This window comes from Nocardia fusca NBRC 14340 (assembly GCF_001618425.1).
GTDB lineage: Bacteria > Actinomycetota > Actinomycetes > Mycobacteriales > Mycobacteriaceae > Nocardia > Nocardia fusca.
In genome coordinates this window covers 38,516-60,123 of the sequence record NZ_BDCU01000055.1, presented here as the reverse complement: position 1 = coordinate 60,123, position 21,608 = coordinate 38,516, and the positions used below count along the sequence as shown (strand labels likewise).

Below are 21,608 nucleotides of genomic sequence, written 5' to 3'. Positions count from 1 at the left end.
GTTCGCAGGGGAGACGAGGAAGGTTTCGAGAGGGTCCGGGAAGGAGCGCTGCGGTGTGGATTCCGTGGTGCGCCGTCCATTCCTGGATGAACAGGCGGGCGACGGCGGCATCGGCTCGGTAGTCCATGCGCAGGCCGTGCAGGTAGACAGTGACGTGTACGTCGGCCTCGGCTGGAGGGTCGACGGGAGTGGGTACGGTCATGCCTGGTCGAGGGCGGCGAACAGCCGGTGCAGGATGTCGATCGGTGGACTCGTCCGAGAAATTGCGGGCCCGGCCGGCGGATAGGGAATCCCGCGGGCGGCGGCACGTTGGCGCGGGCTGCGCGATGCGGGAACCAGCTCGCCGGCCTCGACCAGCCTGGTGAATGCGGCGGCCTTACGCGGGCAGTCGAGCGGATTGCAGGTCAGGTGCACTTGCATAGTTCGATGTGCTTCGGTCAGCGGCAGCCGACCGTCGGGTTCGCTGTGCCAGTCCTCCGGCAGCCGGGTGGGTTCGGTGGTATTGCCGGAAGCGTCGGCGCGGCTCTTCATCCAGAGTTGTTCGGGGCAGACGGTGATGAGGTCGCACACGTCGCATACAGGCCCGGGCCGGTCATCGACGTGGGCGAGGTCGGGCACGATCAGAGTGGTCGTTGCGGTGGCGCGGACGATCTCCAGTAGATGGCCGACCGGATACGGCACCGAGTCGTGGCGCAATCGCACGATGTAGATCAGGGTGTGGCCCTGCCGCCGGGCCAGCAGGCGGATGGCGTCGATATGCCGGGGCTGGTGGTCGCCCGAGATGTCGGTTCGGAGGTAGCCGATGGCTCGGCGGCGGTCGCTGTGGCATGTTGCGGTGGCTCGGATCATGGTTGGGGCACCTCGGTTTCATCGAAGAGGCTTCGGGTGGCGCCCGGATCGCACCGGAATGCGCAGAACCTGGCGCAGGGCTATGACACACCGCGTTTCCCCGGCTTCCTACCCGAAACGGGTGCTCCGAAAAAAGATCTCCGCATTCCCAGCGCGAGAACCGGTGCATGTAGCAGGATTACGCCGCATCGGTGAATCGGTGGCTCCCGAATCGGAGGATGAAATGCCTGATACAGCAGGCGGTATCGGTTCCACATTGCCCAGGCGTCAACTCGGCAGGCACTTGCTGGAGCGGCGGACGCGGGCCGGCTACACACAGGCCAAGGCTGCTCAACTGCTGGAGATGGGGGCGACCAGCCTTGGACGGCTCGAGAAAGGAGAGAACTCCAGGATCAAGACTCGTGACATCCAGGCGGCCTGCGATCTCTACGGCGTGCCAGAAGATCTGACTGCGGCGTTGACGGGACTGGCGAAGCAGGCCAACGTCAAGAACTGGTGGCATCAATACGGTGATCTCATTCCGAAGGACTTCGACGTCTACGTTGGCCTCGAAGCGGCAGCGACCAAGGTGATCTCGTATCAACCGGATCTGGTGCCGGGCCTACTTCAGACAGCGAACTACGATCGCGCACTGGCGCGTGAACGGCGGCCCGAAGACATTCTCGAGGAACAAGATCGGCGCGTGCAGCTCAAAATGCAGCGGCAGAAGATCATCACTCGGCGTACTCAGCCAGTGACGCTGGAAGTAGTCGTGGGGGAAGCCGCACTCCGGCGAGTTGTCGGCGGACGCAATGTCATGGGCGCCCAGCTCAGGCACCTTGCGGACATGTCGACGCGCGACAATATTCGGCTGGGCATACTCCCGTTCGAGGCCGGATTTCCGGGCGGTGTCTCCATGCCTCCGTTCGTAGTCCTCCTGTTCGGGGAGTCGGCGCCCGGTGAACCGCTCGAACCGCCCGTGGTCTTTTTGGAGGGCGTGGTGGGAAACATGTACATCGAGGACGCCGACGATGTGGCGAGCTTTTTGCGCACGTACGATCTGATCGAGGACCGGGCCCTCGGCGACACTGGTGGTCGGCAGTGGCTCAGGAACATGGCAAGGGAGCATGAAGGTGCACGCTGACCTATCCAGCGCACGCTGGTTCAAGAGCAGTTACAGCCAGCACGGCGGGGAATGTGTGGAGGTCGCGCATCTCGGTGATGCGGTGGGTGTGCGCGATTCGAAGAACGCAACCGGTCCGGTGCTCGTATTCACCCCCGAGGAATGGCACGGTTTCCTCCACCGCATCTCCCGCGGCTGAGGGCACGACCCAACCACCTCACCGGGTCGGTTGCCTACCCGGCCCTTTCCTATCGTGAGACTGTTCGTAAAGCGTGCGTCGCTGTCGCGTCGGCCGGGGTGTTCTGGAGGCATCCGTCGCCAGGCCGATAGCCTGGCGACGGTCGGCGGTCCGTCGACCGTTTCGAGGGTGTGGTGGCCTTCGCGGGCGTTGTTCAGGCGGGGGGTTGGGGCAGGACGCCGGTGAGTACGGCCGCTACCGACCTGTGGACGGTGGTCGTGGTGGGTGCGTTCTCGCGATCGGCGAAGAGCAGGTGTGCCGCGCCGGTGAGCGTGGGGGCGAGGGTGGTGACGTCGGCGTCCGCGGAGATGCGCCCGAGGTCCTGTTCGGTGGTGAGGTAGTCGGCGATCATCGCGGTGCCTTCGCCCAGGACGGGTATGGGGGCGGCACCGGCCTCGCGCAGGCGGCCGCGTAGATCGTCGCGAGAAACGATGAGCGCGACGATCGCTACCGCGACCGGGTCGAACAGTTCGGTCAGGGCAGTGGCGAGATTCTCGACGACCGAGCCGCTTCCGGCGGTGTCGCGTAGCGTCGCGGCCTGCCGGTCGAGCGCCGCGATCCGGTCGAGGACGAACTCGGCCAGGAAAGTGTCGAAGTCGGTGAAATGCCGGTGGATCACGCCTTTGGCGACCCCGGCCTCGGTGGTCACCGCCCGGCTGGTCAATCCATGGGGGCCGCCGAGGAGCAGGACGCGCCGGGCGGCGGCGAAGAGTTGTTCGCGCGCATCACGCAACGCCACACCGGTCGGCATCCGGACACCGCCTTTCCGTATTTCTCGCTGCGCGATTGACAAGTGGGCGAACGCCCACTCATAGTGGGCGCATGACCACTTTACCGTCCGGGTCGTCGTCCCCCGCGGGCGAATCCCACCACGCACGCCGGCTGGCCGAGTCGTTCGGCCACGACCCGGAACGTTATGACCGGACCCGGCCGCGTTACCCCGGTGCGATGGTGGCCCGGGTCATCGCGGAGGCGCCCGGTCGCGATGTCCTCGATGTCGGAATCGGCACCGGGATTTCGGCGCAGCCCTTCGCCGCGGCCGGGTGCCGCGTGCTCGGTGTCGAGGTCGACCCGCGGATGGCCGAGTTCGCGGCTCGGCAGGGTTTCGACGTCGAGGTGGCGAAGTTCGAGGATTGGGATCCCGCGGGCCGGGACTTCGACGCGGTGGTCTCCGGTCAGTCCTGGCACTGGGTGGACCCCGTCCTCGGTGCCACCAAGGCGGCACAGGTCCTGCGGCCGGCTGGCCGGCTGGCCGTCTTCTGGAACGCGTTCGCACCCCCGGCCGATCTCGCGCAGGCCTTCGGGGCCGTCTATCAGCGGCTCCTACCCGGCTCGCCGTTCGCCCACGGACCATTCGGGGGTCCCACGATGTATGCCGGCCAGTTCACCGAGGTCGGCGCCGGGATGCGTCGAGCGGGCGCATTCGAAACGCCCGAACAGTGGGAGTTTCCCTGGACCCGCCGCTTCACCAGGGACGAGTGGCTCGAACAGGTACCCACCTTCGGCGGTCACAGCCAGTTCCCGCCGGACACGCTCGCACAACTGCTCGCCGGTATCGGGTCGGCGGTCGACGACGCCGGTGGAAGTTTCGTCATGAACTACACGACCGTGGTGATCACTGCGCCGGCTACCGGGCGGAAGCAATCGGCACCGCGGTGACGATGCGGCCTGGGTTCGTCACCGTCCACCGAAACCCGACATGTCGATACCGCGGAGAAATGCCTTCTGCGCGACGGCATAGACGATGACCAGCGGTAGCAGGATGAGCATGGACGCGGCCATCAGCACCGGCCAATCCGAGACGTATTGCCCCTGCATCCACACCAGGCCGAGGGTGACGGTGGAGATCTCCCGGCGTTGGATCATCACCAGCGGCCACAGGAAATCGTTCCAGACATTGACCCAGGTGAGCACGGCGAGAACCATGACCGCCGGTTTGGCATTGGGCAGCAGGACCCGCCAGTAGATCTGCCACGGGGAGCAGCCGTCGAGGACGGCGGCCTCTTCGAGTTCGACGGGGAGGGTGCGGAAGAACTGCCGCATCAGGTAGGTGCCGAACGCACTGCCGAACAACCCGGGCAGGATCAACGCCCAGGGCGTATCCGTCAAACCCAGCACCCGGATGAGCAGGAACTGGGGCACCACGGTCACGGTGAGGGGGACCATGAGCGTGGCCAGATAGGCCACGAACAGGGCGTCGCGGCCGGGGAAGCGCAGCCGGGCGAACGCGTATCCGGCCAGGGAGCAGCAGAAGACCTGGCCGGCGGTGACACATCCGGCGTAGAGGACGGTGTTGAGGAACATCCGGCCGAACGGCATCTCCTGGAAAACGGTGCGGTAGTTGGACCACTGCGGTTCACGCGGGAGCAGGGTCGGTGTGGTGACTTCGGACTGTTTCTTCACCGAGCCCGCCAGCGCCCACAGGATGGGGAGCAGAGCGCACCACGCCATCGCGATGAGCGCGAGGTAGAGCGCGGCTGCCCGGACGAAGACGCGGGTCTTCCGGCCCGGTACCACCGTCACTGCTCCGTCGCGTTCTTGCGGGCGAACCACAGTTGCGCGACGGTCAGCGCCAACAGGACCAGGAAGATCAACCAGGCGATGGCCGACGCATAGCCGGCGTCACCGAACGCGAAGGCGTTCTGGAAGATCATGATGCCGAAGACGTAGGTTCCTGTTTCCGGGCCGCCGTTGCCGCCGGTGAGCACGTAGATCTGGTCGAAGGCCTGCACCGAGTCGATGATCGAGACCACGACGACGAAGGACAGCGCGCCCCGGATCAGGGGCACGGTGATCGATACGAATCGCCGGATCGCTCCGGCTCCGTCGATCTTCGCCGCTTCGTAGAGGTCCCGCGGGACGCCCTGCATCGCGGCGAGCAGCACGACAGTGGCGAACGGGATACTCTTCCACACGCTGACCAGGCATACCGAGACCATCGCCCAGCGCGGTTCGACCAGCCAGGGGATGGGACCGATGCCGACCCGGGCGAGCATCGTATTGAGCAGCCCGTTGTTCGTGTCGAAGACGAAACGCCAGATCACCGCCATCACCACGCTGGATATCGCCAGGGGCAGGAACATGACCGTCCGGAAGAAGCCGGTTCCCCGGACTCCTCTGTTCAGGGCCGCGGCGACGACGAGGCTTATCGACACGGTGGGGATCAGTGTCCCCAGGGTGTAGACGATCGTGTTCCGCAACGCGATGGCGAACAGCGGATCCGCGGTGAGCAACTCGCGGAAGTTCTGCAGCCCGGTGAACCGGAGCGGCCCGAACATATCCCACTCGTGGAAGCTCAAATAGAGCGAGAAGCCCAGTGGGAAGACCAGGAACACCGCGACCGCCGCAAGGTTCGGGGCGATGAACAGGCGTGCCGCCCGTGCCTGCCGCTGCGCCGACTCCGAGCGGCGCTGTCCGGTGGCGGCAATCGGTGCCGCCGGTTTCCCGGTCGCGATCTCGCCGGTGGTGGTCATCGGTTGCGCAGCACCTCGTCGGCTTCCGGAGCGAGATGGTCCGCCAGCGAGGTCGCGGGGGCGGCGCCGCGGAGCACCGGGCCGAGGTACCGGTCCATCAGCGCGTCGATGCGCGGCCATTCCGCCGTGACCGGCAGGGGAGCGGAATGTGCCGGTCCGCCGACGAGGATGTCCAGGTTGCGGATATCGCTGTGTGCCGCGGCGAATCCGGGAGATCGCATCGCGGAGCCGAGGGCCGGCACGAAAAGGCCGGTCGCCGCGACCACCGCCTGGCCGATCGGCCCGGCCGCGAACTTCAGGAACTCCCACGCCTGCTCTTTCCGGGGGCTGCCGGCGGATATGGCGAGGCCCGTGGTGCCGATATTCGAGCGCGCACCGCTGACCGCCGGGCCGGCCGGCAGGGCGGTGACATCGAAATCCAGGTCGCCGGCTTCGGCGAAGGTGCGGTACCGCCAGTGCCCGCCCATCGCCAGCGCGGCTCTGCCCTGCGTGAACAGGTCCATCGCCGAGATCGACTGCTGATCCGCCGGACTCGGCGCCACCCGATACCTGTTGGCCAGGTCCGCATAGAACTGGACGCCTTCGATGAAAGCAGCGGTGGAGAAGTCCGAACGATCGGGAACGGTTCGCGGGCTCGCCCATTCGGCGCCATTGTTGACGGCGAAGAGACCGGCCGAATAGTACGGCACCCAGGTGTCGACGAATCCCCACCGGCGGACCTCGCCGGCCCGATCACGCTCGGTGAGCGCGCGGCCGATATCCAGGAACTCGGCGAAGCTCCACGCGTCTTCCCACCGGCCGGGCGGACGCAGTCCGGCCTGGTCGAACAGGGTCCTGTTATAGAACAAGAAGTTTCCCGACCACTGTTCCGGGAGCGCGTACTGCCCGCCTTCGAAAGCGAAGGTGTCGTACAGCGCCGAGGTGCCACCTGCCGACAGGTCGGCGGCGAAGGCCGGATCACGGTCGAGCAGGGTGTTCAGATCCAGCAGCACCCCCCGGTCGGCGAGACCGGCATAGGTTTGCTCCCACGCCATCAACACGTCGGGACATCGGCCGCCCGCGCAGAAGGTCAACATCTGCTGCATCGGGTCGGGGCCGGACAGCAGGGTGCGCACTCGGATATCCGGATTTCTGCGGGTGAACTCGTCGATCACCCGCTGCCGTCCATCGGCTTCGGCGGGATTGGCCTGGAAGAAGAACGTCAGCGCGTCGTCATCGCTGCCGCACGCACCCAGCGCCGAAACCGCCAGCGCCGCGCCGATGCCACCGGTGGCGCGTAGAAATCCCCGCCGCCCGAGCGGCGTTCCTCGCTCACCCACGCCGCGATCACCTCCTGCGCCGCGCCCGCTCGCGCGAAATCGTCCGGGTCCGGAACCGCGATCCGTGCCTCGAGCGCCGGGTGCCGTCCCTTCCGCCTCCGACGGGTGCCGCGGCCCGGCCCCTGCGATTGTCCAACGCCGCCGTACGAATCGACCCGAGCGACTCACCTGCATCTCGTGGGGCCGGGCGGTGCCGGAGTCACCGGCTCGCCGCGCCGGGCCCGGCGGCGACCGATCGCCGCCGGTCGCTGCCGTGAATGCCGGTTCGCCTACTCCCCATCAGGGCGGAGGTCGTCGACATTGATACCCAGGTCGGCCAGATCGCCCGCCAACTCACTCATATCGATTACCGGGTCGCTGCCGCCACCCTCGTCGAAGCGGTGGAGTTCGAACCAGTGTGTGGCGCTCGAGCCTTCTGTTCCGAAATGGAGATCCCGGCCGCAGGCCGCGCTCAGCGCGTGTGCGAGTTGAGTGCCCCGGCCCCCTTGACGTTCGACGGACTGCTGGTCGGGAACCCAGTCCGCCATTTTCAACGCATCACCGGGGCCCATGGCATTGGTCACCGAGACGCGCACCTGACCGTCCGCCGGCGAGGTGATATCGATTCGGCCTCGATGGTCCGGTGAATAGGCGACCGAATTCGTGTACAGCTCCGAGATGATCAATTTCGCATCGTCGATCTGCGCCGGCGTGAGCCACGGATAGTTGTCCGCCAAGTCTCGGGCCATCGCCCTGCGGACCTCTCCGACTCCCTTTTGATAGTCCTGGTACACCGACTCCCACAGCGGCGTTCTCCGGTCGTCCCCGTCGGCCACTGCCGCGCGCTCCGGTTGCGGGGTGGAGCCGGTGGAGCCGGGTTCCGGCACGACCCGCTCCACCGCCCGCGGCGTCCGGTCCAGTTCCCACGTCGTACGTACCCGGCCGGCGTCGGTGTGGGTGACCTCGATGCGGAGCAGCCGGGACCCGTCCGTCCGGTCGACGGTTTCCGCGGTGAGCCGGACCGTGCCGCGACCGTGCGCGACCACGTCTCCGACGGCGTTCGCGATATCGTCGACGTAACCGGGTGCAGACCAGTCGCGCAGCGCGGCGGTCAGCGAGCCCCGCGCCAAGGCCGCGCTGTCGGCGTTCGCGGGGAGCGCGGGCGAACCGGGGCCACCCAGATCCAGGCGTATGTGCGGCTCGTCGTCGTCGCCTCCGGATCGGCCGCCCGCGGGCGGCGGTGGAGGCTCTCCCGCTCCGTCTCCGGAGGAGGCATGCCGGTCCGCGCCGGACGACTGCCGGGGGATACCGGGAGTCCCGCCTCGCAGGGCAGCCGTGACCTCCGGCCCGGATTGCTGTTGTGCGCTGCCGGTGACTTCCTTGCCGCGGTAATCCTTGCCGAGAAATAGATCGGCGGATTGCCGCGCTCCACCGAACATGGCGTGCTCTCGTCGGACGATGTCCGAGGCGCACATATCGAGGGCGCGTACCGCACGTTCCGCGGCCTCTTGCGTAATCTCTGCCAGGCCGGTCGGACCTCGGGATGCTGCGCTGCTCATTTCTTCGCTCGCGCGATCGGCTCCAGGGAATCCCGGTTCGAATCGATCTCGATCAGGTCGGCGGTCGAGGTGCGAGGAAGACGTGTGGCGAATCGAACTCCGATAGCAGTCTCCTCCGCCCGACGACCCGAACCCCTACCGGAGATTTTCCTGTCGCCCTGTGGCAGAAACCTCGAACCACGCGTCGAGCTCAAGTCAAGGCTTCCTCAGGGCGCGTGGAATGTGACGATTCCACGCACTCGGCCCTCGAATCCTGCTGCCGGAGGTCTACACCGAGGTGCCCTCGGATACCCGCGAGCCCGCGGAGATCCGTGCGATCGCGCTGCGGACCGCCGCCACGACGGTGGACTTGCCCAACGGGTATCGCCCGCCGCCGGAGTACTACCAGGAAGGCGAACTCGAAGCATGGTGGATGGGCATCGACAAGTACGCGTCCTGAGCGAGGCCGGCGCACGCGTGGGTTGGGCACGGTGGCCGTGGCTACGCGGCCATCCGCGGTACGACTCATGCGGTGGGTCAGATGAGGTTCTTTCGCCTCTTGATGCGGCGCCGCACGTCGGCCATCAGGGCGTGACTGCCGCCGTGCCGCAGGAAGCGGGGGATGAAGCGGTTCACGAAACCGACGAAGAGGAAGAGATTCTCGAACCGGCGCTGATCGGCATCGGACCATTCGACCCGCATCTGCTCACGGAACCAGGGGCTCAGGAAACCGATGGTGAGGAATCTGAGCAGACCGCGGAACGGAATGCGCAGGTACCAGTGGATCATCCGCAGGTTCAGCAGGTCCTCGAGGTAGGAGCGGACGAAGTCGTCGAGCACCGCCTGTTCGCAGGCGGTGTTCCAGTATTCGTCGAACTCGGCCCGGGTGGCCGGCCACATATCCTCGGTGACCTGCAGCGTAGTGCCCAGGGCGGAGGAGGACCGGTAGAACGCCTCGTTCTGTTCGGGGCTCATCCGGCCGGCGAGCAGCTGGTAGGTGTCCTCGAAACCGATGTAGAGACAGGCCGCCACCCAGAGCTGGAGATCGCGATCGAAGGCGTTGTACTTCACCGGGGCGCCGGGTTCGGAGCGCACCTGGCGGTGGGCGCCGTTCACCGCTTCGCGGAAGGCCTTCTTCTCCTCTTCGTCGCCGAGGATGGCCACGGCCAGGTACTGGGTGGTGGTGCGGGCGCGTTTCCACGGCCGCTTCATCAGTGAGCCCGATTCCACCTTGCTCTCGGCGACGCCGTAGCCGACCCCGGGACGGGCCATCTGCATGATGACGTTCGCCGCGGCGCCCGCGAACTGCCAGAAGTCCAGGGCGTCGGTGAGTTTCAGGGGTCGTTTGGTGAAGGGGCGGTGGGTGGTGCCGATCCGGATGCGCGTCTGCTCGGTGGTCAGCCGCGGCTGATCGGCGGGCCGCGGACCGGGTGCGGCGTCGGTTTGCCAGGAGTGTGCGGCGGCGGTCATGAGTGTCCTTCCACAGGGATCCGGTGTGGTCTAAGTTACTCCAAATTCTTCCAACAGTCGGATGGTATGAATGAACAGCCGCTAACTTATGTCTCATTGGACGCAATGTGAAACGCACTGAGAACTGGTAACGAGCGGTGATCCCGGACCACGAATCTTCTCCAAAAGCTTCCGTCAAGACAGGAATGCTGCGTAACATACCGCTCCGACCCGACCGTCTCAGACGTTCCCCCGCGGGGAGGCTGCGTCAGCGGCCGGTCAAGGAAGGAACGCACTATGCTCAAGCGGCTGGATCGACTGTTCAGCTATGAGATGAAGGTGTCCGAGTTTCTCGGGACCCTGATCATCCTCGGCATTCCCTACGGGCTCATCGGGATCGTCTGGACGCTCACGCACACATCGCATCTGCGTGAGATGCACGGTCTGGACGTGATCATCTCGTTCCTCGGTTCCATCGTGTGCTGGCCCGTGCTCACCTTCGCGAACGTGACGATGACCTGATGATGGCGCTGGTATGGCTCATCGACATCCTGGTGATCGTCGTCAAGATCCTCGGTGGGCGGATGAAGGTCAACCCGATTCTGCGTTTCGGTCTCTGGCTCGCCCTGCTGTGTGTCCTCGCCGCCGGAATCGCGGTGGTGGGCGCCGGGTTCGTGCTGTTGCAGCAGTACCTGACCGGTGACCTCGAGACGACCGGCCCGGACCTGCCATGGTGACGACCGGGCCGGACAAGCCGGCGCAGCGCACCGACCTCGAGCAGGCAGTCGACGATCTCAAAGGGCTGTGGCAGCGGCATCCGCAGCGTTCCCTGGAAACCCTGGGCCGGCAGGTGACCCTGGGTCGGGAAGCCGTGGTGGAGACCGTGAAAGCGGTGGTCGCGCGACGCTTCCCGTTCGCGGAGTTCGCCAAACAGTGCGCGTTCATGGCCAATGTGTCCGCCGCGCCCACCATCTTCGTGGCCATGCCCATCGCGGTGGTGGTCTCGATCCAGATCGGCGCGCTGGTGAACCAGGTCGGCGCCACCACTTTCATCGGCGCCGTGGCCGGCCTGGGCATCATCCGCCAGGGCGCGCCGCTGGTCACCTCGCTCATGATCGCGGGTGCGGTGGGTTCGGCCATCTGCGCCGACCTCGGTTCCCGGACCATCCGGGAGGAGATCGACGCCATGATGGTGATGGGGGTCGACCCCGTCCGCAGACTCGTGGCGCCACGGCTGGTGGCGGCCGTGGTGGTGAGCATGCTGCTGTGCGGGTTCATCGTGTTCGTCGGTTTCGCGACCGCCTATATGTTCAACGTCTACGCGCAATCCGGGACACCGGGCTCGTTCATCGGCTCGTTCGCCTCGTTCGCCGTGGCCAACGATATGGCGGTGGCGTTGGTGAAATCGGCGATCTTCGGGGTGCTGACCGCGATCATCGCCTGCGATATCGGATTGCACGCCAAGGGCGGCCCCGGGGGCGTGGCCGACGCGGTGAACTCGGCGGTCGTCTCCTCGGCGCTGATGCTGTTCGCCACCAACATCATCATCACGCAGGTGTACAACACCGTCTTCCCGACGAAGGTGATCTGAGGTGGGCACTCCGTACACGCCACCGGTGCTCAAACCGGTCCGGATGGTGACCTCGGCGGCGGCGGTGCCCATCGCGGCCAACCGCCGTCTCGGTCACCAGGGCATCACCTTCGTCCAGGCGCTGGTCGCGATCCCGTTCGTGCTGAAGCACTATCGCAAGGAAGTGCTGCGGCTGACCGCCGACGTGGGATGGGGCAACGGTTCGCTCGTCGTGGGCGGCGGGACCGTCGGTGTGGTGATCATCCTGTGCGGTTTCGGCGGGATCACCGTGGGCATGGAGGCTTTCAGCGCGCTGAACCTGCTGACCATGGGCCCGCTCACCGGGGCCATTTCCGGCTTCGCGACCACCCGGGAGTTAGCGCCGATTCTTGCCACCCTCGCGTTCGCGATCCAGGCTGGCTGCCGATTCACCGCGCAACTGGGGTCCATGCGGATCGCCGAGGAGATCGACGCGCTGGAATCCATCGCCATCCGGCCGCTGCCGTATCTGGTGAGCACCCGGATGATCGCGGCCACCGTCACCATCATCCCGCTGTACAGCGTGGGACTGGCGGTCGCGTATCTGGCCACGAAACTGTCGGTGCTGCTGCTGGGCGGCACCTCGGCGGGTACCTACGACCACTACTTCTTCCAGTTCCTCCTCGGACCGGACCTCTTCTTCTCGCTGCTCAAGGTCGTGGTGTTCGTACTGCTGGCGACCTACATCCAGTGCTACTACGGATTCTTCGCCACCGGCGGGCCCGAAGGCGTCGGGGTGGCGGCCGGGCAGGCGATCAAGATGGTGATCGTCGTGATGGTTTTCGCGAATCTTTTCCTGACCTTGGCCATCTGGGGTATCGACCCCGGGTTCCGGATTTCGGGGTAGGTGGCGATGTTCATCGATCACAGTGGGCGCGGGCCGCGCCCGTGGCATATGACGGTGGCCGGTCTGGCGATGATCACGCTGGTGGCGGTGCTGCTGGGCCTGCTCGGCCTGCGCTACACCGGCCGGTTCGAGGACCGGGTGCCGGTCGACGCGGTGCTCACCAGCACCGGTGACGGGTTGCCCGAGCGCGCCGACGTGAAGTTCCGGGGCATGGTGGTGGGCGCGGTGACCGACGTGGACGTGGTGGCCGCCGGGCAACGGCAGCAGGTCCGGATCGATCTCGACCCCCGGATCGCGCCGACCATTCCCGATACCGTCACCGCCCGGGTGATTCCGAACAACCTGTTCGGCGTCACCGGAATCGAGCTCGTGGACAACGGTGCCGCGCCCGGGCGGTTGGCCGCGGGCGCGAAAATTCCCGAGGACAGCAGCGCCGGAACGGTGCAGTTGCAGACGACGCTCACCGTGCTGCGGAACGTGCTGGACAATATCCAGCCGGAGAAGCTCGGCCGGGTTCTGGCGACCTTCTCCGAAGCGCTGGACCCCGGCGCCCGGGCGCCGGGGTCGACGATCGAGCGGCTGGACAAATGGGTCACCGAGGTCCGGCATATCGACGGGGTCGGCGATCTGCTCGGTGACCTGGGCCGGGCGACCACGGCGCTGAGCCGGTCGGCGCCCGAACTCGTCGGTGTGCTCTCGGAATCGGTCACCACCGCCCGCACCCTCACCGAACGCCGCGAGAATCTCATCACCATGCTGGCCAACGCCGGTGGCGCGGTGGACTCGGTGAACGAGCTGTTCGCCCGTAATCCCGACGCGGCCAAGGACCTGGTGCCCGGCCTCGACGGACTCTTCGGGTCGCTGGCGCAGGACCCGGAGGCGATCCCCACCGCGGTGGCCAACCTCAACGCGGCCCTCGGCAAGCTCTCGGGCGCCTTCGGCTGGGGTGCGCAGCGACAGATGCGCTGGAGCCTGGACGTATCGTTCACGCCGTTCCAGCAGTACACGGCGAAGGATTGCCCGCGCTACGGCGAGATGACCGGCCCGCGCTGCGGTGGGCCCTCGGTACCGCAGACCGCACCGCCGCAGGAGTATCCGGCCACCCTGCTGCCCGGCTGGGTCGAGGGAGCGGGACCGAAACCGCAGCCGCAGATCCCGGGGATACCGGCACCGACGCCGGCTGTGCCGCTGCTGCCCGGGCTGCCGGTGCTACCCGGGCTGCCGGTCATCCCTGGGATCACCACGCCGCTGTTCCCCACTTCTCCGACCGCGCCGGCGCCCGAGGCGGCGCCGGCAGTGCCCGGCCAACCGGCTCCTGCCGGGGCGCCGATCGCGCAATTGCGCGGTCACGCCGCCGTCGCCGCGCTGCTCGGCAGACAACCCACCGCGGCCGAACTGCTGCTGCTCACGCCGATACTCGCGGGCGGCACGATCGATATCTACTCCGACGGGGAGGCCTGATGCGCCTGGCGCGGACAATTGCCGGTTTCAGTATCTTCGCCGTGGTAGCGATCGTGCTCACCTTCACCATCTGGTCGACGCTGCAACGGTCGGTGCCGGGGGAGACCGAGACCTATTCGGCCACCTTCACCGATGTGATGGGGGTGCGGGTCGGCGACGATGTGCGCATGGCCGGGGTACGGGTGGGCCGGGTCGATTCGCTCGAATTCGAGGACGATTACAAGGCCCGGCTGGTCCTGCGAATCGAGGCCCGGCAGCGGCTCACCGATACCACCAAAGCGCTGGTGCGGTACCAGAACCTGATCGGTCAGCGTTATATCGCGCTGCTGCCGGGCCAGGAGCAGGGCACCGAGATACCGGCCGGTTCGCATATCCCCGTCGAGCGCACCGAACCGTCCTTCGATGTGTCGGCGCTGCTGTCCGGATTCGAACCGCTGTTCAGCGTGCTCCAGCCCGACCAGGTCAATTCGCTGTCGGACACCCTGATCCAGGTCCTGCAGGGTGACGGCGTCTCGCTGAGCGCGCTGATCACCCAGGCGGCGGAACTGGCGAACACTTTCGGGCAGCGCGACGAGATCCTCGGCGCGGTGATCACCAACCTCAGCAGTGTGATCGCCGGGCTGGCCAATCGCAGCCAGGAGTTGGAGACACTGATCACCCAGACGAGAGGCCTGATGGACGCGCTGTACGCCGAGGGGGAGACGCTGAAGAGTTCGGTGGATCAGGTGGCGTATTCCACCGATTCGCTGACCGCGCTGATCGGCTCGGTCAAACCCGATATCGCCTCCGCCCAGGACCAGGCCACCACCGCGGTGGAACTGCTGCTGTTCAACGGCGCCGCCCTGGATCAGGCCGCGGTCGAACTGCCGAACGTACTCAACGGCCTGGCCCGCTTCACCGGCTACGGCGCCTACGGCAACGCCTATATCTGCAATCTGGACGTCTCGCTGTGGGGTGTGCTGTTGCCGCCGGGCCTGTTCTCCCGGATCGGCGGCGATTCGCAGACGGAGGTGTGCCGCTGATGGCCCGGTTGCGTCGTCCGGCCTTCGCGAAGAACCGGTTCCTGTGGCAGGGGCTGCTCGCCGCCGCCGCGGTGGCCGCGCTGGTCGTCGGTTCGAGTGTGCTCTCTCAGTTGCGGCTCGGCGACAAGACCGTGACCGCGGAATTCGCGCAGGCGGCCGGGATGCGCGCGGGCGCGACGGTGGACGTCTCCGGGATCGAGGTCGGCGAGGTGCGTTCGGTGCGCCTGGCCGGCGACAAGGTCGAGGTCGTGATGAAGATCAGCCGCGATATCCGGGTGGCCGCCGACGCACGTGCCGCGATCGAGATGTCGACCATTCTCGGCCGCATGCATATCGAACTGGTGCCCGGCTCGGGCGAGGAATCGGCGGACGGCCGGATCCCGCTGGCCAACACCTCGGTTCCGTACAACCTGGCCAAGGTCATCCAGGACCCGAAGTACACCTCGTCGTTCGAGCGGATCGAGCGCATCGACCCGGACAAACTGCGGCAGGCGCTGGACGTCTTCTCCCGGCAGATGGGTGATTCCCCGGAACTCGCGGTGACCGCGCTGGATTCGATCGGCGCGCTGGCGAAGGTGATCAATGCCCGGCGCGACGAGGTGGACACCCTGCTGCAGAGCATGGACCAGGTCTCGCAGCTGGTCGCGGACAATCAGAACAGCGTGCTGATGCTGCTCACCCGCGGTGAGGCGATCGGTAACGCGGTGGCCCTGCGCCAGGACCTGCTGCGCCGGTTGCTGGATAATGTCGCCGCGCTGTCGGGTCTGCTGCGCGATATGGGCCTGGAGAACAACGGGCAGCTCGGCCCGCTGATCCAGAACCTGAACACGATGACCCAGGGCCTGGAGAAGAACCGGGACAACCTGGACCGGCTCTACGAGATCCTGCCGGTCTCACTGCGGCAGTTCAACAATGTGATCGGCAACGGGCCCTACGCCGATGTGTGGGCGCCCTGGTTCCTGCCGGACAACTGGCTGTGTTTCGCACAGGTCGTACAGGGGTGTGGAAAGTGAACCTACGCATACTCGCGCGGGTGCTCGCGGCCGGTATCGCCGGACTGTGCGCGGCGGGCTGTTCGGTTCTGCCCGACAGTATCGCGGGACTACCGGAACAGTATCTGGGCGAACACGTCCGGATCAGCGCCGATTTCGAGAATGTGGCCGGCCTGTACGCGGGGAACGAGGTCGCGGTGCTCGGGGTGCCGGTGGGCCGGGTCGAGACCGTGACACCGCGCGGCAGCTACGTCGAGGTCACCATGGCCTTGGACAAGAACGTCGACGTACCCGCCGACGCCATGGCCGCGCTCATCTCGCCGCAGCTGATCACCAACCGCCACGTCGAACTCGCCCCCGCCTACAGCGGTACCGGCCCGAAACTGGTCGACGGGGCGCATATTCCGCTGGAACGCACCCGGGTCCCGGTGGAACTGGACCGCATCCTGGACAATTTCGACCAGCTGGGCGCTGCCCTCAAAGGCGACAGCGAGGCCGGGCCGCTGGCCAGCCGGGTGCTGTTTCCGCTGCTCGAGGGTAACGGCGACCGGTTGCGTGAAACCCTCGACGATCTGTCGGCCGCATTCGAGGTGACCTTCGCCAACAAGGACCAGATCGCCAACACCATCATCAAGCTGAACGAGATCACCCAGGTGGTCGCCCAGAATGACCGAACCGTCCGCGATTTCAGTGCCCGGCTCACCGAACTGGTGCAGCTGATGGGGGATCAGTCGCCGGGTCTGCACGCGGTTCTGATCCAGTTGAACGATTTCGTGAACAACACCTCGACGCTGGTCGGGGAGAACCGTGACCAGCTCGCCGGCGCGTTGCAGCGATTCGTCACTATCACCGCGCAGATGCGGGCCAACGCCCGTGGCCTGACCGAACTGGTGGATGTGGGCCCGCTGTTCTTCGAGAACCTGGCCAACGGGGTGAGTCACGAACACCAGGCGTTCCGGGTGCACGCGCTGCTGGACAAGGCACTGCTCGACAACGAGGTGCTGTCCACCTTCTGTGAACGGGTGCAGATGCGTTCCGACGGCTGCCGCACCGGCCGGATCCAGGATTTCGGGCCGGATTTCGGAATCACCGCCGCACTGCTGGGGATGACGCAATGAAGTGCTGTGCCTATTTGCGCGCCTCCGGCGCCGCGGGTCGGGGCCCTGTGACCCCGGTTCTTCACTCCGCCGCTCAGTCGCTGCGCTCCTTCGCTCTGTCGCTCCAGAACCGGGGGCGGGCCCCGACCACGGACGCTGACCATTCGGAGGAGACGGGAAGTGGGTGCTGTACGTGTTCGGTCGCTGGGCTTCGCTTCGACGCTCCGGCATCGGGGCGGGACCCGACTGGCGGGCCTCGTGACGGCGGCGGTGCTGGCGGTACCGGGGTGCGGGGTGCTGACGGTGCAGAACGTGCCGATGCCGGAACCGGGTATCGGCGGGCCGGGGTACACCCTGCGCGTGCGGTTCGCCGATGCGCTCAACCTGCCCGACCGGGCCCATGTGAAGATCGGCGGCACCGATATCGGGGTGGTCACCGATATCTCCACCACCGATTTCGTCGCCGATGTGGACATGCTCATCCGCGAGGACATCCGGTTACCGCGCGGGACCACCGCGGAGTTGCGGCAGGGGACTCCGCTCGGCGATATCTTCGTCGCCATGACCCTGCCCCGGGCGGAACCCGGTGCGGTGATGCTGGGCGAAGGCGATGTGATCGATACCGATCACACCGGCGCCGGCGCCTCAGTGGAAGAACTCATGATGTCGGTATCGCTGCTGCTCAACGGTGGGGGGTTGAACCAGGCGGCGCGGATCACCGCCGAAATGGATTCGATGTTCGCCGGCCGCGCGCCGCAATTGGGCCATCTGATCACGGAGATGACTCAGGTGCTGAGCGCGCTGAACACCCGGACCGCCGATATCGACAGTGTGCTGCACGGGGTCAATGTGCTCACCGGCGAACTCGCGGCGCGCAAACAGGAATTGGGTCTGGCCGCGGACACCTTCCCCGATCTGCTGGGGCTGGTCGCGGAGAACAACCGGGACATCACCTCGCTGATCCAGAAGATCTCGGTGACCATGTCGGCGCTGGGCGATTTCAGCGATACCACCAGCCCGGAATTCATCAGCCTGTTCGACAGCATCCGGCGGCTCATGGGTGGTTTCACGGCGATGGGAGACAACCTGCGGCAGACCCTGGACGGTCTGCACGCGCTGTACCCGTCCCTGGAACAGTCCTTCGAGGGCCCGACCTTGGCCGTCGCGGCCCGGGTCTCCTACCTGAGCGTGGGCGCGCTGACCGATCCGTCGCGCAGCCGGCTACCGGACGGGTCGGATGTGCCGGCCTTCATCGGCAGCCTCACGCAGGTGCTGCAGAAGATCCAGGGCCGGCTGACCAGTCCGCCGCAGCCCGGCCCGGCGCCGCAGGAGGGCCCGCGATGAACATCCCGCTCTGGAACTGGCTGGTCCGGCGTCGGGTCGGCGTGGCGAACCTCGGCCTGGTGGTGGTGCTGATCGTGGGGTGCGGGTATCTGGGTGCCGAGGTGCTGCGGATCAATCTGCTGCCCAACAGCACCTACCGGGTGACGGTGGAACTGACCGGATCCGGCGGGCTGCTCGCGGACAACGATGTCAATTTCCGCGGCTCCCGGGTGGGACGGGTCGCCGAGGTCCGGGTCTCGGAGACCGGGATCGAGGCCGTCGCCGAAATCGATTCCGCGATCGACATTCCGGTGGGCGGCACCGTGGTGGTCGGGCGGCTCTCGGCGGTGGGCGAGCAGTACCTGGACTTCCGGCCCGACGCCGATACCGGCCCCTACCTGCGCGACGGTGACCGGGTCGAGGTGGCGCGCACCCGGATCCCGGTGACCACGCATTCGCTGCTGTCGAATATGAGCGCGATGATCAGCGGACTCAATCCCGAGCGGCTCACGGTGATCGTCGACGAACTGGACAAGGCGCTGGCCGGCGGACCGGACCGGCTGCGCAATATGATCTCCGGCATCAGTCGCGCCATGGCGGGTCTGGAGGGCCTGTTGCCGCAGACCCGGCAGCTCATCGAGAACCTGACCGTGATCGCCGACACCACGCAGTACGCCCAACCCGACCTCGGTACCCTGACCGGTTCCGCGGGGGCGCTGTTCCGGCAGCTCACCGCGGCCGACCAGGAAGTGCGGCGACTGCTGGACCTCGCGCCCGGCCAGCTGGCCACCCTGGGCGGTTTCGTCACCGAGACCCAGGACCCGATCACCAACCTGGTCACCAACTTCGTGGCCATCACCCGGGCCGCGAAACTGCGGCAACCGGCGATCGCGGCGCTGTTCCCGGCGCTGCGGGCGGGTACCGCGGCGCTGAACGTGCCGGTGCACGACGGAATCTTCCATACGCTGGTGGATATCTGGCCGCGTCCCACCTGCGAGTACAACACGATTCCGCTGGTTCCGACCGAGCGCACGGCCGATACCCGGGTGCGCTTGTACAACTACTGTGTGACCGACGATCCGGCGTTGCAGGTACGTGGTTCGGCCAACGCACCCCGGCCGAATGTGCCCGACAACACCGCCGGACCACCGCCCGGCGTCAGCGGTGACGAACTGTCCCGCCCGATTCCGGGCCGTTGAGGAGTAGACGAGCATGAGTGAGGACAAATCCGTGGTAGGCGGGGACGCGGCGGATTCCGCGGCGGCGAACGAGGAAACCCCGTCGCCCGGTACCGCGGATTCCGCGCCTGCCGCGAGTGCCCCGGAGCCGGTGCCGGAGGGCGGCGCGGACCGGTTGCGTAAGGTCACCGATCCGGACGACGAGGGCACCGGGACAGGTGCGGGGAAGCCGCGCTCCACTGCCCGGATCACCCGCCCGGTGATCGCCGTTCTCGTCGCGGCCGCGGTCGTACTGCTGGGCACGGTCGGGGTGGCCGGCTATCTGTACGTGCAGGAACAGGACACATCCGAAACCCTGGCCGCGTACGAGGAAGCGCGGCAGGCGGCCTGCCGCTACGCTCCGGTGCTCGCCAACTACGACGCGAAGAATCTGGACCCGTACTTCTCGGCTGTGGCGGCGGGCGCCACCGGCGACTGGAAGAAGGAATTCGAGACGACCACCGCCGAACTGCGGGAGGCGCTCGTCGCGGGTCAGGTGGTCTCCACCGCCGGTGATATCCAGTGCGCGGTGAAACAGGCCGACGCGGATTCGGCCGAGACCGTGGTGGTGATCGGGCAGACCATCACCAGCCTCGGCACCCGGGGGCAGCCCGCGCCGGGGCAGCTGAGCATGGTGATGCGGATGCAGAAGATCGACGGACACTGGCTGGTCGATCAGATGATCACCCCGCTCGCTCCCGGCCCGGCGTCATGACCGGGTACGGCGGCGTGCCCGGTCACGCCGGGAGCTAGTGGGCGGGCCGGCCGTACAGGACTGTCCGCATGAGCAGGGCGACCCGCTCCTGCGAGGCGGTCGCGACCGTGCCGAACGCGCGGCCCAGGTCGACCACGAGGGCGAAGGCCGCGTGGACGAGGAAACGTGCCTGCGGACCGGAGAGTTCGGGGCGCACCTGCCGGACCAGCCGCGCCCACTCCTCCACGCTCAGCCGCTGCACATTGCGCAGGGCGGCGCGCTCCTCTGCGGGTACGTGCTGGAATTCGGTGTAATAGACGAAGGTGAGTTCCCGTTCGGCGAATGAACCCTCGACATACTGGTGGATCAGCGAATCCAGCGCTTCGCGCGGTCCGGCGGCCCCGGCCACCGCGGGACCGATCGCGCTGGACACGCGTTCGGCGGCGCGCCGGAAGGCGGCGGCCAGCAGATCGCTCTTACCGCGGTAGAAGCGATACACCGCGGACGCCGCGGACAGGCCCGCCGCGGTCGCGATGTCCTCCACGCTCACATTCGGGTATCCGCGAGCGTGGAAGAGTTCCACACCCTTGCGGAGCAGCAGTTCGTGCTTGAACGATTCCGGGATTTCCACCGGGCGGGCGGGTTCGACGTCCCCCGGTTCCGGCAGCGTTACCGCCGCGAGATCCATGGCGGTGGAAACCAGCAGTCCGATCAGGGCTTTCGTGGGTAGTGTCGCATGGTGATCGGCGATGCTGGTGATCACCGACAGCAGGGCCACCACCAGCACCTGGCGGTCCTGACCGCGTAACTGCGGACGGTAGGCGGCGAGCTGGGTCCCCAGCGCCTCCAGCACCGCGTTCTGCTGACCATCCCGGATCTCGCGGTCCGCCGGCTCCAGGTAGCGGCCTTCCCAGCGCACCAGCGCCACACTGGCCCGGTTGGCGACCGTGACCGTGCTGAGCGCTTCCAGCACGGTGCGCAACCGCTGCTCGGGCGGGGCCGCCGCGGCATCGGCGTCGAGCCGCACCGATTCGGCCATGGCCTGGCCGACCCGCAGCGATTCCTCCTGGAACAGCGCGTACTTACTGGGGTAGTGGCGGTACAGGGCGGCGGAACTGATACCGAGCCCGCCGGCGATGTCCTCCATGCTCACGCCGTGATACCCCAGCGAACCGAACGCGTTGGCCGCGGCCGCCGCGATCTGTGCCCGCCGGTTCTTCGGCCGGCGCCGCACGGGGCGAGCCGCCGCGGCACTCTCCTTCTTCCCGGTGGCGGCGTCGCTGCCCGGATCGTCGCGACCGTTCGCGCGCACCGGCGGCGCGGACGACCGGACCCGGCGATTGTCGACGCTCATTCCGTAATCCTATCGTCGGGTAACCAGCGACAATGCCGCGCACCC

Annotated in this window: 23 protein-coding genes; 15 read left to right on the top strand and 8 right to left on the bottom strand. The window is 67.1% G+C overall.

Going from position 1 to position 21,608, the window contains the following annotated elements; translation table 11 throughout:
• Positions 1-198: 198 nt before the first annotated feature.
• The gene (locus tag NF4_RS32145; RefSeq protein WP_063131158.1) at positions 199-849 is read right to left on the bottom strand and encodes a hypothetical protein; all 651 of its coding nucleotides are present in this window, start codon (positions 847-849) and stop codon (positions 199-201) included.
• Between the two features lie 199 nt (positions 850-1,048).
• On the opposite strand from NF4_RS32145, the gene NF4_RS32140 reads away from it, so the two are divergent.
• Complete coding sequence (locus NF4_RS32140) at positions 1,049-1,972, top strand: helix-turn-helix domain-containing protein (RefSeq protein ID WP_232330747.1); 924 nt, start codon at positions 1,049-1,051, stop codon at positions 1,970-1,972.
• Positions 1,956-2,150 carry a DUF397 domain-containing protein gene (locus NF4_RS32135; protein ID WP_063131156.1) on the top strand — a complete coding sequence of 65 codons (195 nt, stop codon included), beginning with the start codon at positions 1,956-1,958 and terminating at the stop codon, positions 2,148-2,150. The genes NF4_RS32140 and NF4_RS32135 overlap by 17 nt, the downstream gene beginning before the upstream one ends.
• 193 nt (positions 2,151-2,343) lie before the next feature.
• Here the strand turns inward: NF4_RS32135 and NF4_RS32130 are convergent, their stop codons facing one another.
• On the bottom strand, positions 2,344-2,940 hold the full coding sequence (locus NF4_RS32130) for a TetR/AcrR family transcriptional regulator (protein WP_063131155.1): 597 nt from the start codon (positions 2,938-2,940) through the stop codon (positions 2,344-2,346).
• A gap of 71 nt (positions 2,941-3,011) precedes the next feature.
• On the opposite strand from NF4_RS32130, the gene NF4_RS32125 reads away from it, so the two are divergent.
• Positions 3,012-3,848, top strand: a complete 837-nt coding sequence (locus NF4_RS32125) for a class I SAM-dependent methyltransferase (RefSeq protein ID WP_063131154.1) — start codon at positions 3,012-3,014, stop codon at positions 3,846-3,848.
• 18 nt (positions 3,849-3,866) lie between these two features.
• Here NF4_RS32125 and NF4_RS32120 read toward each other — a convergent pair whose 3' ends face one another.
• The 4 genes from NF4_RS32120 to NF4_RS32105 all read right to left on the bottom strand — a co-directional run bounded on the left by NF4_RS32120 (position 3,867) and on the right by NF4_RS32105 (position 8,399).
• Positions 3,867-4,712 (bottom strand): carbohydrate ABC transporter permease, encoded by an 846-nt coding sequence (locus NF4_RS32120; RefSeq protein WP_063131153.1) that lies wholly within the window; start codon positions 4,710-4,712, stop codon positions 3,867-3,869.
• Entirely contained in the window at positions 4,709-5,662 is a 954-nt protein-coding gene (locus NF4_RS32115; RefSeq protein ID WP_063131152.1) for a carbohydrate ABC transporter permease, read from the bottom strand. Before NF4_RS32115 ends, NF4_RS32120 begins: the two co-directional genes overlap by 4 nt.
• Positions 5,659-6,981, bottom strand: a complete 1,323-nt coding sequence (locus tag NF4_RS32110) for an ABC transporter substrate-binding protein (protein ID WP_063131151.1) — start codon at positions 6,979-6,981, stop codon at positions 5,659-5,661. The genes NF4_RS32115 and NF4_RS32110 overlap by 4 nt, the downstream gene beginning before the upstream one ends.
• A gap of 269 nt (positions 6,982-7,250) precedes the next feature.
• A complete protein-coding gene (locus NF4_RS32105; RefSeq protein ID WP_063131150.1) occupies positions 7,251-8,399 on the bottom strand; it encodes an ATP-binding protein in 1,149 nt (382 codons plus the stop codon).
• Positions 8,400-8,796: 397 nt separating this feature from the next.
• On the opposite strand from NF4_RS32105, the gene NF4_RS38295 reads away from it, so the two are divergent.
• A complete protein-coding gene (locus tag NF4_RS38295; RefSeq protein WP_157120717.1) occupies positions 8,797-8,958 on the top strand; it encodes a hypothetical protein in 162 nt (53 codons plus the stop codon).
• 77 nt (positions 8,959-9,035) lie between these two features.
• Here the strand turns inward: NF4_RS38295 and NF4_RS32100 are convergent, their stop codons facing one another.
• Positions 9,036-9,968, bottom strand: coding sequence for an oxygenase MpaB family protein (locus NF4_RS32100; RefSeq protein ID WP_063131149.1), 933 nt, complete (start codon positions 9,966-9,968; stop codon positions 9,036-9,038).
• A 276-nt stretch (positions 9,969-10,244) separates the two neighbouring features.
• Here NF4_RS32100 and NF4_RS32095 point away from each other — a divergent pair, with 276 nt between their 5' ends.
• The 11 genes from NF4_RS32095 to NF4_RS38290 all read left to right on the top strand — a co-directional run bounded on the left by NF4_RS32095 (position 10,245) and on the right by NF4_RS38290 (position 20,230).
• Positions 10,245-10,469 carry a hypothetical protein gene (locus NF4_RS32095; protein WP_030525279.1) on the top strand — a complete coding sequence of 75 codons (225 nt, stop codon included), beginning with the start codon at positions 10,245-10,247 and terminating at the stop codon, positions 10,467-10,469.
• Complete coding sequence (locus NF4_RS32090) at positions 10,469-10,684, top strand: hypothetical protein (RefSeq protein WP_063131148.1); 216 nt, start codon at positions 10,469-10,471, stop codon at positions 10,682-10,684. Before NF4_RS32095 ends, NF4_RS32090 begins: the two co-directional genes overlap by 1 nt.
• On the top strand, positions 10,678-11,538 hold the full coding sequence (locus NF4_RS32085) for an MlaE family ABC transporter permease (RefSeq protein WP_063131147.1): 861 nt from the start codon (positions 10,678-10,680) through the stop codon (positions 11,536-11,538). The genes NF4_RS32090 and NF4_RS32085 overlap by 7 nt, the downstream gene beginning before the upstream one ends.
• Before the next feature lies 1 nt (position 11,539).
• Positions 11,540-12,403 (top strand): ABC transporter permease, encoded by an 864-nt coding sequence (locus NF4_RS32080; protein ID WP_063131146.1) that lies wholly within the window; start codon positions 11,540-11,542, stop codon positions 12,401-12,403.
• Between the two features lie 6 nt (positions 12,404-12,409).
• Positions 12,410-13,864: an MlaD family protein gene (locus tag NF4_RS32075; protein WP_063131189.1), complete on the top strand. Its 1,455-nt coding sequence runs from the start codon at positions 12,410-12,412 to the stop codon at positions 13,862-13,864.
• Positions 13,864-14,886: an MCE family protein gene (locus NF4_RS32070; protein ID WP_063131145.1), complete on the top strand. Its 1,023-nt coding sequence runs from the start codon at positions 13,864-13,866 to the stop codon at positions 14,884-14,886. Before NF4_RS32075 ends, NF4_RS32070 begins: the two co-directional genes overlap by 1 nt.
• Positions 14,886-15,899, top strand: coding sequence for an MCE family protein (locus NF4_RS32065; RefSeq protein WP_063131188.1), 1,014 nt, complete (start codon positions 14,886-14,888; stop codon positions 15,897-15,899). The genes NF4_RS32070 and NF4_RS32065 overlap by 1 nt, the downstream gene beginning before the upstream one ends.
• Positions 15,896-16,996 carry an MCE family protein gene (locus tag NF4_RS32060; protein WP_063131144.1) on the top strand — a complete coding sequence of 367 codons (1,101 nt, stop codon included), beginning with the start codon at positions 15,896-15,898 and terminating at the stop codon, positions 16,994-16,996. The genes NF4_RS32065 and NF4_RS32060 overlap by 4 nt, the downstream gene beginning before the upstream one ends.
• A gap of 159 nt (positions 16,997-17,155) precedes the next feature.
• The gene (locus NF4_RS32055) at positions 17,156-18,319 is read left to right on the top strand and encodes an MCE family protein (RefSeq protein ID WP_439956789.1); all 1,164 of its coding nucleotides are present in this window, start codon (positions 17,156-17,158) and stop codon (positions 18,317-18,319) included.
• On the top strand, positions 18,316-19,497 hold the full coding sequence (locus NF4_RS32050) for an MCE family protein (protein WP_063131143.1): 1,182 nt from the start codon (positions 18,316-18,318) through the stop codon (positions 19,495-19,497). The genes NF4_RS32055 and NF4_RS32050 overlap by 4 nt, the downstream gene beginning before the upstream one ends.
• 13 nt (positions 19,498-19,510) lie before the next feature.
• Positions 19,511-20,230: a hypothetical protein gene (locus NF4_RS38290; RefSeq protein WP_063131142.1), complete on the top strand. Its 720-nt coding sequence runs from the start codon at positions 19,511-19,513 to the stop codon at positions 20,228-20,230.
• A gap of 34 nt (positions 20,231-20,264) precedes the next feature.
• Here the strand turns inward: NF4_RS38290 and NF4_RS32040 are convergent, their stop codons facing one another.
• Complete coding sequence (locus tag NF4_RS32040; RefSeq protein WP_084533724.1) at positions 20,265-21,563, bottom strand: TetR/AcrR family transcriptional regulator; 1,299 nt, start codon at positions 21,561-21,563, stop codon at positions 20,265-20,267.
• Positions 21,564-21,608: the final 45 nt, after the last annotated feature.

Excerpts from the sequence above, each read along its gene's own strand:
- NF4_RS32115 (WP_063131152.1), bottom strand. The coding sequence starts at position 5,662 with ATGACCACCACCGGCGAGATCGCGACCGGGAAACCGGCGGCACCGATT.
- NF4_RS32095 (WP_030525279.1), top strand. The coding sequence starts at position 10,245 with ATGCTCAAGCGGCTGGATCGACTGTTCAGCTATGAGATGAAGGTGTCC.
- NF4_RS32070 (WP_063131145.1), top strand. The coding sequence starts at position 13,864 with ATGCGCCTGGCGCGGACAATTGCCGGTTTCAGTATCTTCGCCGTGGTA.
- NF4_RS32075 (WP_063131189.1), top strand. The coding sequence starts at position 12,410 with ATGTTCATCGATCACAGTGGGCGCGGGCCGCGCCCGTGGCATATGACG.
- NF4_RS32100 (WP_063131149.1), bottom strand. The coding sequence starts at position 9,968 with ATGACCGCCGCCGCACACTCCTGGCAAACCGACGCCGCACCCGGTCCG.
- NF4_RS38290 (WP_063131142.1), top strand. The coding sequence starts at position 19,511 with ATGAGTGAGGACAAATCCGTGGTAGGCGGGGACGCGGCGGATTCCGCG.
- NF4_RS32105 (WP_063131150.1), bottom strand. The coding sequence starts at position 8,399 with ATGTTCGGTGGAGCGCGGCAATCCGCCGATCTATTTCTCGGCAAGGAT.
- NF4_RS32125 (WP_063131154.1), top strand. The coding sequence starts at position 3,012 with ATGACCACTTTACCGTCCGGGTCGTCGTCCCCCGCGGGCGAATCCCAC.
- NF4_RS32145 (WP_063131158.1), bottom strand. The coding sequence starts at position 849 with ATGATCCGAGCCACCGCAACATGCCACAGCGACCGCCGCCGAGCCATC.
- NF4_RS32135 (WP_063131156.1), top strand. The coding sequence starts at position 1,956 with ATGAAGGTGCACGCTGACCTATCCAGCGCACGCTGGTTCAAGAGCAGT.
- NF4_RS32130 (WP_063131155.1), bottom strand. The coding sequence starts at position 2,940 with ATGCCGACCGGTGTGGCGTTGCGTGATGCGCGCGAACAACTCTTCGCC.
- NF4_RS32040 (WP_084533724.1), bottom strand. The coding sequence starts at position 21,563 with ATGAGCGTCGACAATCGCCGGGTCCGGTCGTCCGCGCCGCCGGTGCGC.
- NF4_RS32085 (WP_063131147.1), top strand. The coding sequence starts at position 10,678 with ATGGTGACGACCGGGCCGGACAAGCCGGCGCAGCGCACCGACCTCGAG.
- NF4_RS32065 (WP_063131188.1), top strand. The coding sequence starts at position 14,886 with ATGGCCCGGTTGCGTCGTCCGGCCTTCGCGAAGAACCGGTTCCTGTGG.
- NF4_RS32050 (WP_063131143.1), top strand. The coding sequence starts at position 18,316 with ATGAACATCCCGCTCTGGAACTGGCTGGTCCGGCGTCGGGTCGGCGTG.
- NF4_RS32090 (WP_063131148.1), top strand. The coding sequence starts at position 10,469 with ATGATGGCGCTGGTATGGCTCATCGACATCCTGGTGATCGTCGTCAAG.